The organism is Novosphingobium sp. HNCC26DJ243, assembly GCF_057180545.1.
The window spans coordinates 1-14,803 of record NZ_JBXUGN010000011.1 but is presented as its reverse complement, the minus strand read 5'-3'; the positions used below and the strand labels follow the sequence as shown (position 1 = coordinate 14,803).

The following is a 14,803-nucleotide window of genomic DNA, read 5'->3' as shown; positions in this document are numbered from 1 at the left end:
GGAAGCCTTGTTTAGATCCAGCCAGAATCCTTGATGATGTCGACAACTCTAACCCCGTCACGTGAAATAAAAGGTAAATTTTGCAGCAATGCAGCCTCATGCATTGTTGCCAGTGCTCCAGGCAATGCATGCAGGGAGTAGGACTGCGATATCGAGTTCAGCAGATAACTTTCGATATCGTTCCCATAGGCCTTGCTTCGCTCAATCAGGGCAGGTTCTGGCTCCGGACTGTCTCCCAGACTTGTGCGCACGATTTGCAGCACGTCGAAGTCGAGGCAGTAGGGGTGCCCTTCCTGGAACGGGCGGTGATCAAGCAACCGCGTGGCTGTTGCAAGCAACGGGCCCCTGGCTTTGTAGGGCATGTTTCCATTTGCGTAGTTGACCCAGTGCAGGTGGACGACGCCGCCCACATCCCCAGCATCCGGATCATGGCGCAGGCGATAGAGGTTCCGGAACACCATTTGGAGCAGGTCGCTACGATAGCACTTCAGCACGCCTGTCCGCGGATCAATCAGACTGTTGGCTCGCTCAAGTACCGTGTTGAGCGCTGGAACGTTCTCGCGCGCAGCCCGCGTCGGGCAAAGCAGGTGCAGGTTGGCAACGATCGAAACCGATCCACCGATCCAATGACTCACTCGCCAATTGTGATGCGAGTACTTGGCTGGCCAGCGTGGTCGCCAGGTCGCGTCGAACAGCTGCGACATGTCCCATTGCCGACCTGGTAAATCGATCTCGCCGTTTAGCAAGCCTGCCAATTGCAACAGACGAAAAGTGCCCAGCACATATGCCGTACCGTGAACGTTGACCTGCTTTGCGCCTTCCGGCGGCTCCGTAAGGCTTCCGGCCAAGGCGACGGTGGCAATGCGGCGGACGAAGGCCTGCGCTGCTTCCGGGCTAATTTTGCCTGCGATGTCAAGCATATGGAATATGTAGAACACATCGCAAAGCGACTGGATCGAAGTTTCGGGGATATCGTGCGCATCAGTCCAAAAGCCGAATGCGGCAGGATGATTGCGCTCCAGATAGCGCTCGACAGCTCGGGTCAGGTTATTGTCGCTTGACATTGCTTACCTCAAATTGGTTCCATCAAGCTTTACAACGATTTCCCGGTTACTGAACGGGGGGTGCCAACAAGCTGGTATGCACATCGCCATTTTCAGGACCACACGGGCCTCCTGCGCGACGGGTTGCGGCACCGCCCAAGGGCCGCAGTCCATCATACTCCATAATATTCACGGTACCATTCCACGAAAAGCCGAACACCCTCCCTAAACTCAGTCTGCGGAGCATATCCGGTAAGGCTTTGTAGCAGTGAGGCATCGGCCCATGTCGCCGGAACGTCGCCCGGCTGCATATCCATGTAGTTGCGAATGGCCTTCTTGCCGACCTCGGCTTCGATCGCGTCGATAAAGTCTTCGAGCCGAACCTTGTCACTATTCCCGATATTGACCACGCGAAACGGCGCCGCCGGCGAAAGGCTGTCGCCCTGAGTGATGGCATCTTTGCTTTGCGGCCGTTCTGGAACGGCATCAATCAGCAAGCGGATGCCCCGCACCAGATCTTCCACATAGGTAAAGTCGCGGAACATGTTGCCGTGATTGTATATATCGATCGGAGTACCTTCAATAATACCTTTGGTGAACTTGAACAAGGCCATATCCGGACGGCCCCACGGGCCGTAGACTGTAAAGAAGCGGAACATGGTAACTGGCAAATTCCACAAATGGGCATAAGAATGGCCCATCACTTCGTTTGCCTTTTTGGTCGCCGCATAGATCGTCAGCGGCGTCTCGGTCTTGTGCACCTCAGCGAAGGGCATCTCCTCATTGGCACCGTACACCGACGACGTCGAGGCCATAAGCAGATGCTGCACTCCCAACTCGCGTGCAACCTCCATCACGTTGAACGTGCCGGTGACGTTGGTGTCTATGTAAGTGCGGGGCTGTTCAAGGCTGTAGCGAACTCCGGCCTGTGCAGCGAGATGGACAATTGCGTCAGGCTTGGCCTGCCGCGCAAAGTTCATGAGCTGCTCGTGCTCGAGGATGTCGAATTCTTCGGCCGTGAACGCGTTGCTCTCGCGCAACAGAGCATGGCGACGATGTTTCAGATCAACATCGTAATAGCTCGTAAGCGAGTCAACGCCGACGACCCTGAAGCCTTCGGCAATGAGCAGCTTGGCGAGATGAAAGCCTATAAAGCCTGCAGTCCCAGTAACCATGACTGTACGCATCGGATTAGCGTCCCACAGCATGATAGATGAGGCCGGCAGCCTCAGATGCACTGCGATCGAAAACGTTGCGCAGATCGACAAGAACAGGTGAGGCGAGCTTGGCCTTCATTGCCTTGAGATCGAGTCCGCGGTAGGCATCCCACTCGGTGACCAGCACGGCGGCCGAAGCACCCTCGATGACGTCCCACGGATCGTTCATGTATTCGACATTTTCGAGAATCAGCTTTGCCTGCTCCACACCTTCGGGATCGCACGCTGCCACAATGGCACCGCCGTCCTGCAGCGCACGGATGATCGCGATTGCCGGAGAGTCGCGCATGTCATCGGTGTTTGGCTTGAAAGTTAGACCAAGTACGCCAATCTTCTTTCCGCGCACGTCACCTCCACAAGCCGTGATCACCTTGCGCCCCATTGCGCGTTTGCGATTGTCGTTCACGGCGACAACGGCCTCGACGATGCGCTGAGGGGCGTCATAATCCTGAGCGGTCTTGAGCAGGGCCAGAGTGTCCTTCGGGAAGCAGCTTCCACCGTAGCCTGGGCCGGCATTAAGGAACTTGCCGCCGATGCGGTTGTCCAGTCCGATGCCGCGTGCCACGTCGCGCACGTCAGCACCAACGCGCTCGCACAGATCGGCGATTTCGTTGATGAAAGTGATTTTTGTCGCGAGGAACGCGTTGCCAGCATATTTGGTCAGCTCAGCACCCCGGCGGCTCATTTCGATCAAGGGTGACTTTCCGCCCAGGAACAGCGGGCGATAGATGTCGCGCAGAACCTGCATGCCACGTTCGTCGTCTCCGCCGATGACGATTCGATCGGGATGCTTAAAATCGTTGATGGCAGCACCTTCGCGCAGGAATTCAGGGTTGGAGATCACCGCAAATTCTGCGGTTGGGTTGGCGTCCCGCATAATGCGGTCAACTTCGTCGCCTGTTCCCACAGGCACGGTCGACTTGTCGACGATCACCGTAAATCTCTTAAGCGCGCCGGCCACTTCTCTGGCTGCACCATACACATATGAAAGGTCGGCATAACCGTCACCGCGACGCGAGGGCGTGCCCACTGCGATGAACACGGCATCAGCGTCGGCAACGGCCGGCGCCAGTTCAGTCGTGAAGCTAAGGCGGCCCGCTGCGACATTGGAAGCGACCAGTTGATCAAGACCGGGCTCAAAGATTGGAATACGGCCTGCTTTGAGCGCCTCGATCTTCGAAACATCTTTGTCGACGCAGATCACATTGTGCCCGAAGTCAGCAAAGCAGGCTCCCGAAACGAGCCCGACGTAACCCGATCCAATCATTGTAACGCGCATGCAAAGATCCATCCTTGAGGTTGAGCAAGCCATGTCGGCCGCGGTTTACGGTGCAATAAGCTGGAAATGTGATCGTCTTTCCATGACTATCGCAGTGCAGCAAAAATGGAAAGAGTTTGTGTACCACTTGGTTTGCCTGTGCCAATACGAAGCGCGAAAAAGGGAATATGCTAACGCAGGGCAGGAGCGGTGGCTTGCCTGGGCGGAGAGGGTGTTTGTAGATCGCGCGTCTTGACTGGCCGCCACAGGAAGAAAGATCGGCCATCCATATCGCTGGACACCTCGAATAACTGATGGGTTTTTGAGCGGAGCGGGGCGGGGCGTGGCGGGGAGGGGAGGCGTAGAGGGACCGAATTTTCCGCGTATTCTTCGGTGATTTCCATGTCCCCGGCGTCTCTTGATGCCAGTTTTGGCATCATGCAGGCACACTTCGCCCTTTGCGCCAGGTGAGGCGCTGGAGATTTTAAAAACCAGATTCGCTATGCCGGTCTTGATCGTGGCGCGGGCTATGCCGATTGTGCGTACGACAAGTCCCATGCGGTGCTTTTGTCCGGCCACGACGTGCTCAACCTGTGCGCGGCTGCGGCGCAGGCACGACTGTCGCGCCGATGATCTGCCCGCCCATGGCGAGATAGCCCCGGTCGGTCAGCGCGGCATCGAAGCGCGCAAGGAGCTAGTCGATCGCTTTTGCCTGCATCAGACGCTCGCGAAAGAGCCTCACCGTGGTATCGGCCGCCTCTCGTGCGGCCGATACCATGAGCCAAGACCCACGAAGCGCTGGAACGAGAGGCGTTTCTTGAGCTGAGATTCCGTTGCCTCGTCCGACAGCGAGTGAAGTGCTTGCAGCACCAGGATGTTGAACATCAGTACCGGGTTAAACGGCGGTCGGCCGCCCCTTTCACGAACATTCCGACGCAAAGCAGCTATCAACGGACAGCGAAAACCTCAAAAGCCTGAGTTCTTCGAGGTGTCCAGATTGAACCGGAGAGAAACGACGCCCACATTTTCGGCACGATGGTCCAAACCAGATCAGCCTATTGAAAATCTGCGAGCGCATTGATTGCGGGAGCCTTCCGCTGAGGCTGGAGCCTGTTGGGAATTTTACGTTCGTTGTTCTGGTTGTCGGAAGAAGCGTGGACAGAGATTGAGCCCACTTGCCGAAGAGCCGGCCCGGAGTGCGGCGCGATCGATGATCGGCGGGTAATCAGGGGCACCATCTACATGCTCAAATGCGGTAGCCGTTGGGTGGACTGCCCGTCAGAATTCGCTTTTCGACGACGTTATACAATGGTTGGAGCCGCCGGGGCACACCTGGACGCGCATCCTGACGACGCTGACAGGGGAAGGCTGGATAGCGCAAGCAGGCCAGATCGATAGTAGTTACATCGAGTCTCACTGCTCTGCGGGTGGCGCAAAAAGGAGGGCTCCGGCCAGTGCCATCGGGCTCTCGCGTGGCCGCCGAACAACTACGACCCATGCCCTCGTCGATGTACTTGGACGACCACACCTTCTCATTCAAACGGCCGGCAACACATCCGATGTAAAGGGTGCTTATTTGCTGCTTGGCGAAACAAATGGGATGAGGCGGCATTATTGCCGACCGTGGCTACAACGCGAACCGTATCAGGGTCGCCTTGCGAACAGGGCGCGATCCCGGCGATCTCCGGAGGGCGCAACCGCAAACGCCCAATCCAATATGACGAACGCCGATACAAAGATCGCTGGCGGGTCGAGGCCGTGGTCTGCCGCCTCAAGAACTACCGCCGCAGCGTCACCCGTTACGACAAGCTAGCCGGCAACTTCCTGTCAGCCATAAGTCTCACTGATGCCGTGGCATCCTGGCTGTCAACGAGTCTGGCGATTACTGGTTCATTTTCGCGATCAGGCCAACCGAGAGGAGGCCCGCGAAAACAACTTGAGCGTCAACGGCCGTGTGGTCTTCTCGATCAGCAAATAGCTGAGCAGTCCCGCAAGCAGCGCTAGACTGACCCCGATGAGTGAGTAGAATGTCCCGAAATGTTCACGGCCATATTCAAAAAACACTTGCTGCCACAAATATAGCGAGAACGAGATAAGCCCTATGCCGCGCAAGAGTGCATTATCAAGAATGCGCATGACGAGGCTGGGAGCGCTGGGCAATAGAGCCAGACAGAATGACAAGCATATGGTGCCAGCCGAATATTTGACCGGATCGGGCACCCGCCCAAGGTTGAGCACAATTGATAGAGCACCGAGCCCAACCGGCACCATACCATGTATGCGCGCCAGCAAGTTGTGGCGTTTGACTAGCAGAAAAGCGATTGCCCCCGCGAGGATCGATGCGCCGCGCACATCGGTGCGCCAATAAGATTCGTAATATGTGTGGCCCAGCGCATGTCGGATTATGCCATTGCTCATCATGGCCACTGCCAGAAAGATCAGAATGGGCACGGGATCGCGGTCGTTCCGCCGACATAAGAGAGCCAAGAGGCCTAGCAAAGCGTACATGTGCTCTTCGACGCATAGAGACCAAATATGGTTAAAGGTGATGGATGTTGCGAACGAAGTGTAGAAATAGTTATAGGTGAAGGTGAGGCAGGACAAGACTTCCACCAAAGTCACGTCGAAGATATCTGAAGCGTAGACCAGCAAGATAAAGATCATAAAAGTCGGATAGACTCTGGCGAACCTGCGCATAAAGAAGGTGGGCAGGGCGACCTGCTTGACGAAAAGAATTTCGGCCATCAGGCGACCGCTAAGGACGAAGAACAATTCTACGCCCAACCGACCAGGATTGAGACCACGGACATCAAAGAAGTGGCCGAGTAACACACCGAGGATCGCGAACCCGCGCCAACCGTCAAGATAACCAATCCGTGTCATACGGACTCCTGGTTTTGCAGCCATATCAGGCTGATCACCTGTTAAGAGCTCTCACCCATTCGCGCCTGTGTTGCCGATTGCGTCAGCCCCCCAGCGTTCCACATCGAGTGCAACAAGTTGTTTCGCTCTTACATGAATTTACCGCAATGCAAAAAGGGTTCGGCGCACTAGCGCGAAAAATCGGTGCAATGTTGCGCGCGCTTGACGGTCGATCAACGGATCGTTGCGACGCCGAGTTCGCCATAAATTGCGATGACCTTCGCAACATGGCTGTCGACCGACAAGGCTTGCGCTGCCATGAGTCCGTTAGCGACTAATTTCTCTCGCAAGGCCGGGCTATCGAGAACCGAGCCAATTGCGTTGGTCCAAGGCAGTGCCTCGCCGTTATCGACAAAAAGACCATCGTGCCCATCGATGATCGTCTCAAGGTGCCCACCGTCCGCAGAGGCGATGATCGGGATCCCAAGACTTTGTGCTTCAGCAAGCGTGCGGCCCCACGGCTCGTCGAACGCCGGAGCCAAGATCATATCGCAGGCGGCCATCCAAGCCGGAGCATCGTGAACGAAGCCCGGCATGAATATGCTATCGGTCCAGTCCCTTTCCGTCAGTCGCTTTAGGTAGCGCTCATCGTGAGGCGGGGTCAAGCTGCCGCACAACAGGCCAAAAATGCCATTGCCCCGTTCGGAACGCAGGCGCTCGACCGCTTCAAGCAACAGATATGGACGCTTACGCCACGAGAAATTGCCGAAGAATCCGATGAGAACATCGGTGGCCTTCAGCCCGAGCGCTGCTCGCTTGGTCTGCCGCATCGCTTCACGCTCGGCAGGGGATATCGGGGCATTGATCGGATTGTAGACAACGCTGCTCTTGGATTTGGCCCAAGCGGGCAATGCGCTGGCGCTGAAGCGCGAAATACAAATTATTCTTCGCGCCAGCCGGAGTCCGAAGTTTATGCTTAGACTGGGCCGATAGTTGGTCCGCCAGTGAACCAGCACAGGCACGCGGTACAGCCACGCGGGCAGGGTCCAGGTGCGGACCATGCGCTTTTCATTGAGGTGAACCAACGCGGGACGCAGCTCGCGAAGGGCCTTTAAGACGTGAACCATGCTGAGGAAGTTGGCAGGGCGCAGGCCATCAGCCCGATCTTCGTTTTCACGCTTCCCGCCAAAGCCGGGGACAAGCACGACAGGCACGCCCTGCCTGACGGCTTCGTCGTAGGCGAAGCCGAGTCCGTGGCAGACTGCCTGAGCATCAATGCCAAGCTCACGCAGCTTGCGTATTAGCAAGAGCGTGGATTGCAATGATCCGCCTTTGGTTTCCCCGGCAAAAGGGAATATGATCGTGCGACGCATTGCTTGTGCCATCAGGGTATTCCTCAGGCTGTTTGCGAACCATGTTCCGCGGGTAGGTGCGATTGACTTTGTGACCGGCAATGTCGGTCAGTCACTGGAAATGCACCTCTCGCATGACGTGGGCAGAAACTGAAAGTCTCAGTCGAGAGCGGCTTTTTCAACGGAAATCCGCCACAATCCGGATCGCTGATCCTGCTTTTGCCGAAATGGAGGCGGCCAAGCAATGACACCGCATTGCAGTTTTGGAACGTGCTGAACAGAAAATTGTTTCGCGACAGATGCCTTCTGGCCTCTGCCATGGTGCAATCAGCGCCTCGTGCCAGACGAGCTGCGCGTGAAGAATCCCAAGTTGTCGCGAACATAGGTTGCACATTCGGAGTAAAATAAGCCAGCTAGGCGGCGGGCAATTGCGCCATTGATAGGGCGCGATCGAGACAATTCAGATACTGTAAACCATCCCTACAAAATGAAGTCTCCAGAACTCACTTGCTTCAAGCCTGACAGTGTGGCCACCAGTTCAAACTGCGCACCATGATGAAAATAGACCTCTAAACCGTCTGCGGTAGCCGTAGTAATCACCTGGCCGTCTGCATAATTAGCTGCCAAGGCAGAGAGATCGAGCTTGTCCTGGCCGCTTGTGAAATCGATGATCCAGTCGCTGCCTGTGTCAGAATTCTGTACGACAAACTTGTCATTGCCCAAACCACCGGTCAGGACATCCTTTCCGCCCCCCGAGATGATTATGTCATCGCCCTTGCCACCCACAATCAGGTTACTTGCAGAATTCCCTTCGATTCGTACACCGGTGTCAATTCTGACAATTGCATTCTCGACCGCGTATGCAAGCGTGTAGTTTGAGAGATAGACGTTGGCGGTATCGGTCCCCCCGCCTGTAGCTTCGACAATGTGATCCGATGCGTCTCTGATCGCATAGACGTCGTCACCCGCACAGCCTACCAACACGTCGCCGCCGCCGCCGCCGTCAATCAAATTGTTAGCGCCATCGCCAACGAGCCATTCGGCTGATTTCGTGCCGGACACCGACGTAGTGCTTGTGCTCGAACTGGCAGCAGGGGCCGCCAAGTTATCAAATCCGAATTGAGCAGCAGTCAGGCTGGTCAGTTGGACGTTCTTGAGCGTCAGCGTCTCAGTGGCACCAAGCACAATATTTACGTCCTGACCAACCTGGGTCATCGCAGCAAGGAGTTGATCGAAGTTTGAAAATCGCGCGCCTTCCAGCACAATCTGATCGGTTGAACCAAAATCGATGATTATGTCCGAACCCTCGCCAATGCCGACGACAAAGCGGTCTGCCCCGCTGCCACCTGCCAGAATGTCCTGACCGCCGCCACCGACGATAATGTCGTCCCTCAGGCCGCCGACAATCTTGTTGTCCAAAGCGTTGCCGACCAGCAGCGAGCCAGTTGCTGCGCGTGCGAGCAGGTTTTCGACATATGCGGGAAGCCAGAATTTGTTATCGAACAGTTCCACTGTATCGGTACCGCCGTCGTCCAGTTCGACCACAACGTCCTTATAGCCCGAGACGATATAGGTATCGTCGCCCTTCCCGCCAGCCATCATGTCTTCCCGGCTCAAACCGTCTAGCATGTCAGCCTTGTCGGTCCCTACAAGACGATCCTTGCCCGACGTCCCAGTTATCGTGTTCTGGGCCGCGGCGCTGTCACGGGCGGTTGAGAGGGACTGCGAGGAGCCCCTGGGCTGCGTCGGCGTCGGGGCAGCGGGGATCGCAGGGGCAGGAGCTGAAATAACAGACGATGGAGCTGGGGCCGGCGTTGCCACAGCCGTTACTGGCTCAATCAGCTTGCCCGCCGACGTTGCCCAAGCAGGGAGAAGTAAAGGGTCCGGGCCAACTTTGTCAGTCCAGGAGCCAGTCGTGTTGTTGGCCACACTGATGGCGTTGTTATTGCCAGGGTCGATTGTCAGCAGCGTCTTGACAGCCGCCAGCTTGTTGTTGGCGACATAGACGTCCCGCGACGCCACGGTATTCGTCGTGCCCTGGCTACCGGTGGTAATGTAGACTGCAGTGGCGTAATTGGGGCTGCCCTTCAGCAGATTGTTAGTAACATCTACGTTTGTCCCGCCACGCACACTGACTGGGCGCTTGCCTACATCTTCGATGCGGTTGCCATCGATAAGCACATTCTTGGCTTCGAAGCCCGTCACGCCTGGCCGGAATGATGTCAGCGCCGTATTGCCGCCGGCGGCGATGCCATCGCCTCGGACATTGTGGACGTAATTGTCTAGGATTTCGATACCGATAGAACCACCCTTGGCGAATATCGCTGCGGCCGTGCCCTGGACATTAGAAATCTCGTTTCTTGCGATGAGGCCGTTGTTTACAGCAACGAAATCAATACCTTCTTCCGTTGCCACGTTGTCGATTTTATTGTCGAGCAATTGCACATTGTTGGCCTGGCCAACTTTAATTCCGTCGTGGACGACGTCGGTGATCGAATTGCCTTGAATGACCACGTTGTTAACAAGATTGGAGAAATCACGTCCACTTTGCGAGAATTGGATGCCGTCATAACCACCGCTGAGCTTGAAGCCCTCGATTACGTAGTTATCGACTCCCAAAGCTTGGATCACAGGCTTGCTTGCGCTGGTGGCGACAATCGAGGCCGCTTGCGGGCCGTCGCCAGAAACGAGCCAGATCGGTGCCGTGGCAGTCCCGCTGCGCTTGTCGCTGATCTTGATGTTCTCGTGGTAAACACCTGCGTGGACTATAATTGCCGTGCCCGGAGTTGCCGCATCCACAGCTGACTGGATCGAGTGGAATGGGTTTTTCACTGAACCGTCGCCGGCGCCAGTTCCAACTGTAACATGAAGCACCCGAACCGGCTTTAGGTCCGAAAAAAGCGTTGGCACTGTGTTCCCCTTTGCAGTCCCTGCAGATCGTGCAGGCACAAACTTGTGTTTTGATCAACAAAGGCGGTAAACGGTCGAGAAGGCATTGACCCACGCAGGCATCAGAACGCCATTGCGAAACACACTGATCGATCCCTTGCGTAACCCGACTGTGGGCATCGACTGATGCCGTGCCCCCACCACTAGCTTCTGCGGGTAGGGAGTACTTTAACCATAATAGCAGGCGCAACCCCTTTCACCGCGCCCAATGCAGGGTTGAACGCAATGTTGGGTGTGCATGGAGGGCGCGCTACTGCGTCTCATTCTGAACGGTCATGGTGGACTGACTATAGCCACAAGATCGGTCCACACCATCAATCTGAATGATTTGTGGTCCCGTGCGGTGGTCACGCATTATTCCGGAGAGGTGGCGGTAAGGATCATTCCGCCCCACTTTATTGATCGGGCTCACATCATAGGGCGACCTGGACGCCGATATTAGCCGAGACACTGGTGAAATCTCGCTTCACTCCAAAACCGCTTGCATTACGGCCTTCAAACCGTCCGCCTGCCAGCAAGTGTATCCGCTTGGACAACAGCCATTGCGCCCCGACATCCAGAGCGTACGCCTTGGCCCTGGCGCTGCTAGCGAAGTAACGTGCATCGCCAAAGCTACCCTCGGCCGAAACGATCACATTGCGATAGAGTTCGTGATCGACCCGCGCCGAAATGTTTGTGCCCAGCGCCGCTGCCGAAGCTGCATTGGCCACGTTCAGTAATCGACGATCGCCACTAAGTGTAATTGTGGTGAGGTCGGTGACAAAGAAGTTCAGTTCCATGTCAAAGGTAACGTCAGTTGCGTCCCTAATGGTCGGAGACTTGAAGTCGGTGCGGAGCGCGCCGATGTCGATCCGACCGTGAATGACCGGTGTTATGTCGCCTTCAACCCCTGCGACCGCTTTGCTAATATCCACGTCGCGGGTTGGCGTGCTCGATAGAGTAAACCTGCGGGTTTCGCGGCTGACCAGACCGAACACCTGGGTGTCAGGGCCCAGTGCCATGCCTAGGCGCAATTCCAAAGCGTTACGCTTAAAATTGCGCGCCCGTTCCGAGCGAGCATTACCGGCCGGGTCAATATTGCTTAGAAAGCGCGTGTCGTCATGCGCATATGCCGCCTGGACTGACAACCGCTGAAACTCATTGCGGATCGACAGATCAAACCCGGTTCGCCCATAACGGGTTGGCTTGCGATTGTTGACTACTTCACCCACACCACTGCGCTGGAGTGCAACATGTTCGCGCACTGCATTTGCCCGGACTGTCAAATCCGGGGTTAGCGCGCCTTTGAACCCGCCGCGCATGCGATAGGTAAATGTATCTTCGGAGGTGGCCTGCATGTAACTGGTTTGCTGGACGAAACCGTCCGCCGATAACTGGTAGGCCGTCGGTGCTGCCGTCAGCCGCAAGTCTAACCGGTTGACAAAGTGGACCGCTCCCTGGCCGTTTGGCTGCTTGTAAAGGTTGTCTGTTGCCGCCACGGACGAACGAAGACTTGGGTATATAGTGTAAGATCCAATTGCGGCCCCATCGGGATCATAATCGGGGCGTTTGCGATCGACGATTGAGACGCCCCGGGGCGGGCGAGGGTTGAGTATCGGCTCAGCCTTGGCAACTTTGAGTTCATCCGGCAGCGTGTTCACCTTAGCGGGTGGGATACTCGAGTCGGTTGCCCGTGCCTGTTCGGCTAAAGCCGCCACTGCGGGTTGCTCGGCCCGCGCAATAGTCCCCATTGCTACCAGCGCTGCGACCGACAATGGCGCAGCGAGCGCTCGTTGGCGCTTAAGCATGACGTGCCCCCCCAATCACAAAATCAAAAATGGCGCTCGGCTACCCGAACAACATCGCCCGGTTGCACGTAAAGCACCGTTCCGGGGTTGACCGAATATTCTTTGTCCTCGCCGGAGCGACGCAGGAGCACCTCTTTAGTATAGGCACGATAGCTATAACCACCGGCCGTCGCAATAGCGCCAAGAATCGTGGTGCCTTCCACCGCAGCATAAGCGCCAGGTTTGGCAACTTCACCGATCACGTAAAACGGGCGATAGGAAAATACTTCAGCCGAAACACTGGGGTTCAAAATGAACTGGCCATTGCGTAGTCGTTCAACGATACGCGCTTCGAGTTCGCGAGCCGACCCACCCAGTGCAGGCACTTCACCGATCAAAGGCATGGTCACCACGCCCTTGCCGCTCACCTGATATTCACCTGACAGCTCGCGGTCACCGTAGACAGTGATCCGCAGTTTGTCACCAAGTCCCAGGCGGTAGTCCGAAGAAGCGGATTGCTGAGCTGCAGGAAGGGGAAGTGCTCCGGTGGTCGGCGCACACGACGAGAGCATTGTACCAGTCAAACCTGAAAAGCCGATCACCACAATACGCCAGGGGGAAATTCCCATTCGTGTAACTCCTCCAGATAGGCCGCTAGATTGCTATTAGCCGAACTGAATGCGTCTGACTAGGCGGCGTCGACAAATTCCGCTCTGAAGGAGCCTCCGTTATTGGGGATCGCCGGCAGTGGACATAACGGCAGGAAACAAGGTGGGAGCGATCAGGCGTGCGGTGTAGACCGAGCGCATTGCTGGTACGCCATTTGCGCTTCAAGCCCAAGCCAGATGATAAACTGGCAATTGCTGCAAGGGCTTATCCGGAAAAACGTTGCGTTGCCGTATTAAGCTGGATACCTCGAATAACCGATGGATTTTGAGCGGAGTGACAGCGGGTCGAGGCGGGGAGGCATAGCAGGACTGAATTTTCCGCGTATTCTTCGGTAATTTCCATGTCCTCGGCGTCTCTTGATGCCAGTTTTGGTATCATGCAGGCACACTTCGCCCTTCGCGCCAGGTGAGGCGCTGGAGATTGTAAAAGCCAGATCCGCTATGCCGGTCTTGATCGTGGCGCGGGTTATGCCGATTGTGTGCACGACAAGCCCCATGCGGTGCTTTTGTCCGGCGACGACGTGCTCAACCTGTGCGCGTTCGAGCGCCGGGTATTGGCCCTGGCTATTTGTGCGGGCAGTTGCCGCCGCAGCTTTCGCTTCTGATGGATGTGGATGTGGCTGTGAACATGCCACCGGCTAGGAACGCCTCGTTCTTCTTCGGGCGATAGGCGGTGTCCGCTCGGACACCTGAGCCGGTTTTTGGCTTGCTGATCAGAACGGGCAACCGCGCGCCGTCATGGGCACTGGCAGCGCTGGAATCCCAGGTGCGCGTTAAGCTGTGAGCCCGGTCGATGTGATGTGATTTTTGTAGCCGAACACCGGAATGGCGAGGTCGACCGGCTTGGCCGCCTTGGGATCGGCACCCTCACGGACCTTGGCCTTGATGTACTTGATCGACGAACGGGCGTCACGATCCTTGTGCCGAGCCTTCGCTGGTTTCCAGCCTTCGGGCACACGCCCTTCCATGATCGTTATCTTCTCGGCTTCGGTATTGCGCGGCTGCGGCTCTGGCACGACTGTCGTGTCGATGATCTACACGCCTACGACGAGATAGCCCCGGTCGGTTAGCGCGGCATCGAAGCGCGCAAAGTGCTAGCAGGTCGCTTTTGCCTGCATCAGGCGCTCGCGAAAGAGCCGCACCGTGGCTGCGACCGCCTTTCGCGCGGCCGATAAGATGAGTAAGGTCCCCCTCTTCCGCCTTCGGCGCAGCGGTGAACTTTGATGCAACTGCTGTCGATGAAGAGACTGTCCTGCTCCTGCTAGCGCGCTGAAGATGCCTTCCCAGATGCCACGTAAGGACCATCTGACAAGCCGGCGATAAAGTGCTTTCTTCGGTCCATAAGAGTCAGCACAGTCAGCGCAGCGGCCGACACAGCGAAGCGCGAACAAACGACAATTATCCACTCGCGCCTTCCCGCGCATATCGGTCGAAAGCAGAGGCTCGATCCGAGCACCTTGCGTATTGGAAAGTCAAAATAAATCAGCTATCTCACTGCTTCCTCGATGGGGCAGTGACTTACGATCGGCTACCTTGAACGACCTGTTGTTGGGTCCGGACCCCAGGGCGTAGACTCATAAACGCGGAGCCACAGGCGCATTGATGCGAATTGGACCATGGCCAGGAAGTTTTCGGCCAGCTTGTCGTAGCCGGTGGCAACGCGGCGGAAGTGCTTCAGCTTGGAGAAA

At 56.5% G+C, this 14,803-nt stretch carries 8 protein-coding genes and 3 pseudogenes; 1 reads left to right on the top strand and 10 read right to left on the bottom strand.

Translation table 11 applies throughout. The features are described from left to right. Positions 1 to 11 precede the first annotated feature (11 nt). The 4 genes and pseudogenes from AC2A04_RS18005 to AC2A04_RS17990 form a co-directional block, all read right to left on the bottom strand. Positions 12 to 1,064 (bottom strand): hypothetical protein, encoded by a 1,053-nt coding sequence (locus AC2A04_RS18005; RefSeq protein WP_484213740.1) that lies wholly within the window; start codon positions 1,062 to 1,064, stop codon positions 12 to 14. 152 nt (positions 1,065 to 1,216) lie between these two features. Continuing rightward, complete coding sequence (locus AC2A04_RS18000) at positions 1,217 to 2,251, bottom strand: SDR family NAD(P)-dependent oxidoreductase (protein ID WP_484213739.1); 1,035 nt, start codon at positions 2,249 to 2,251, stop codon at positions 1,217 to 1,219. Next, on the bottom strand, positions 2,235 to 3,539 hold the full coding sequence (locus tag AC2A04_RS17995; protein WP_484213738.1) for a UDP-glucose dehydrogenase family protein: 1,305 nt from the start codon (positions 3,537 to 3,539) through the stop codon (positions 2,235 to 2,237). The genes AC2A04_RS18000 and AC2A04_RS17995 overlap by 17 nt, the downstream gene beginning before the upstream one ends. A gap of 574 nt (positions 3,540 to 4,113) precedes the next feature. Then, positions 4,114 to 4,481: pseudogene (locus AC2A04_RS17990) on the bottom strand (transposase); the annotation flags it as partial. A gap of 156 nt (positions 4,482 to 4,637) precedes the next feature. Between AC2A04_RS17990 and AC2A04_RS17985 the strand changes: the two are divergent. After that, positions 4,638 to 5,381 (top strand): annotated as a pseudogene (locus AC2A04_RS17985) (IS5 family transposase); the annotation flags it as partial. A gap of 39 nt (positions 5,382 to 5,420) precedes the next feature. On the opposite strand, the gene AC2A04_RS17980 reads toward AC2A04_RS17985, so the two are convergent. The 6 genes and pseudogenes from AC2A04_RS17980 to AC2A04_RS17955 form a co-directional block, all read right to left on the bottom strand. Beyond that, positions 5,421 to 6,401 carry an acyltransferase family protein gene (locus tag AC2A04_RS17980; protein ID WP_484213737.1) on the bottom strand — a complete coding sequence of 327 codons (981 nt, stop codon included), beginning with the start codon at positions 6,399 to 6,401 and terminating at the stop codon, positions 5,421 to 5,423. A gap of 212 nt (positions 6,402 to 6,613) precedes the next feature. Further along, on the bottom strand, positions 6,614 to 7,765 hold the full coding sequence (locus AC2A04_RS17975) for a glycosyltransferase family 4 protein (protein ID WP_484213736.1): 1,152 nt from the start codon (positions 7,763 to 7,765) through the stop codon (positions 6,614 to 6,616). 447 nt (positions 7,766 to 8,212) lie between these two features. After that, a complete protein-coding gene (locus AC2A04_RS17970; protein ID WP_484213735.1) occupies positions 8,213 to 10,642 on the bottom strand; it encodes a right-handed parallel beta-helix repeat-containing protein in 2,430 nt (809 codons plus the stop codon). Positions 10,643 to 11,094: 452 nt separating this feature from the next. Continuing rightward, positions 11,095 to 12,468 carry an outer membrane beta-barrel protein gene (locus AC2A04_RS17965; protein WP_484213734.1) on the bottom strand — a complete coding sequence of 458 codons (1,374 nt, stop codon included), beginning with the start codon at positions 12,466 to 12,468 and terminating at the stop codon, positions 11,095 to 11,097. A 23-nt stretch (positions 12,469 to 12,491) separates the two neighbouring features. Continuing rightward, positions 12,492 to 13,076, bottom strand: a complete 585-nt coding sequence (locus AC2A04_RS17960) for a polysaccharide biosynthesis/export family protein (protein WP_484213733.1) — start codon at positions 13,074 to 13,076, stop codon at positions 12,492 to 12,494. A gap of 414 nt (positions 13,077 to 13,490) precedes the next feature. Then, positions 13,491 to 14,266 (bottom strand): annotated as a pseudogene (locus AC2A04_RS17955) (transposase); the annotation flags it as partial. Positions 14,267 to 14,803: the final 537 nt, after the last annotated feature.

What these genes read in the sequence shown, in the direction of transcription:
- AC2A04_RS18005 (WP_484213740.1), bottom strand. Translation starts at nt 1,064, where the DNA reads ATGTCAAGCGACAATAACCTGACCCGAGCTGTCGAGCGCTATCTGGAG.
- AC2A04_RS17960 (WP_484213733.1), bottom strand. Translation starts at nt 13,076, where the DNA reads ATGGGAATTTCCCCCTGGCGTATTGTGGTGATCGGCTTTTCAGGTTTG.
- AC2A04_RS18000 (WP_484213739.1), bottom strand. Translation starts at nt 2,251, where the DNA reads ATGCTGTGGGACGCTAATCCGATGCGTACAGTCATGGTTACTGGGACT.
- AC2A04_RS17995 (WP_484213738.1), bottom strand. Translation starts at nt 3,539, where the DNA reads ATGCGCGTTACAATGATTGGATCGGGTTACGTCGGGCTCGTTTCGGGA.
- AC2A04_RS17980 (WP_484213737.1), bottom strand. Translation starts at nt 6,401, where the DNA reads ATGACACGGATTGGTTATCTTGACGGTTGGCGCGGGTTCGCGATCCTC.
- AC2A04_RS17975 (WP_484213736.1), bottom strand. Translation starts at nt 7,765, where the DNA reads ATGGCACAAGCAATGCGTCGCACGATCATATTCCCTTTTGCCGGGGAA.
- AC2A04_RS17965 (WP_484213734.1), bottom strand. Translation starts at nt 12,468, where the DNA reads ATGCTTAAGCGCCAACGAGCGCTCGCTGCGCCATTGTCGGTCGCAGCG.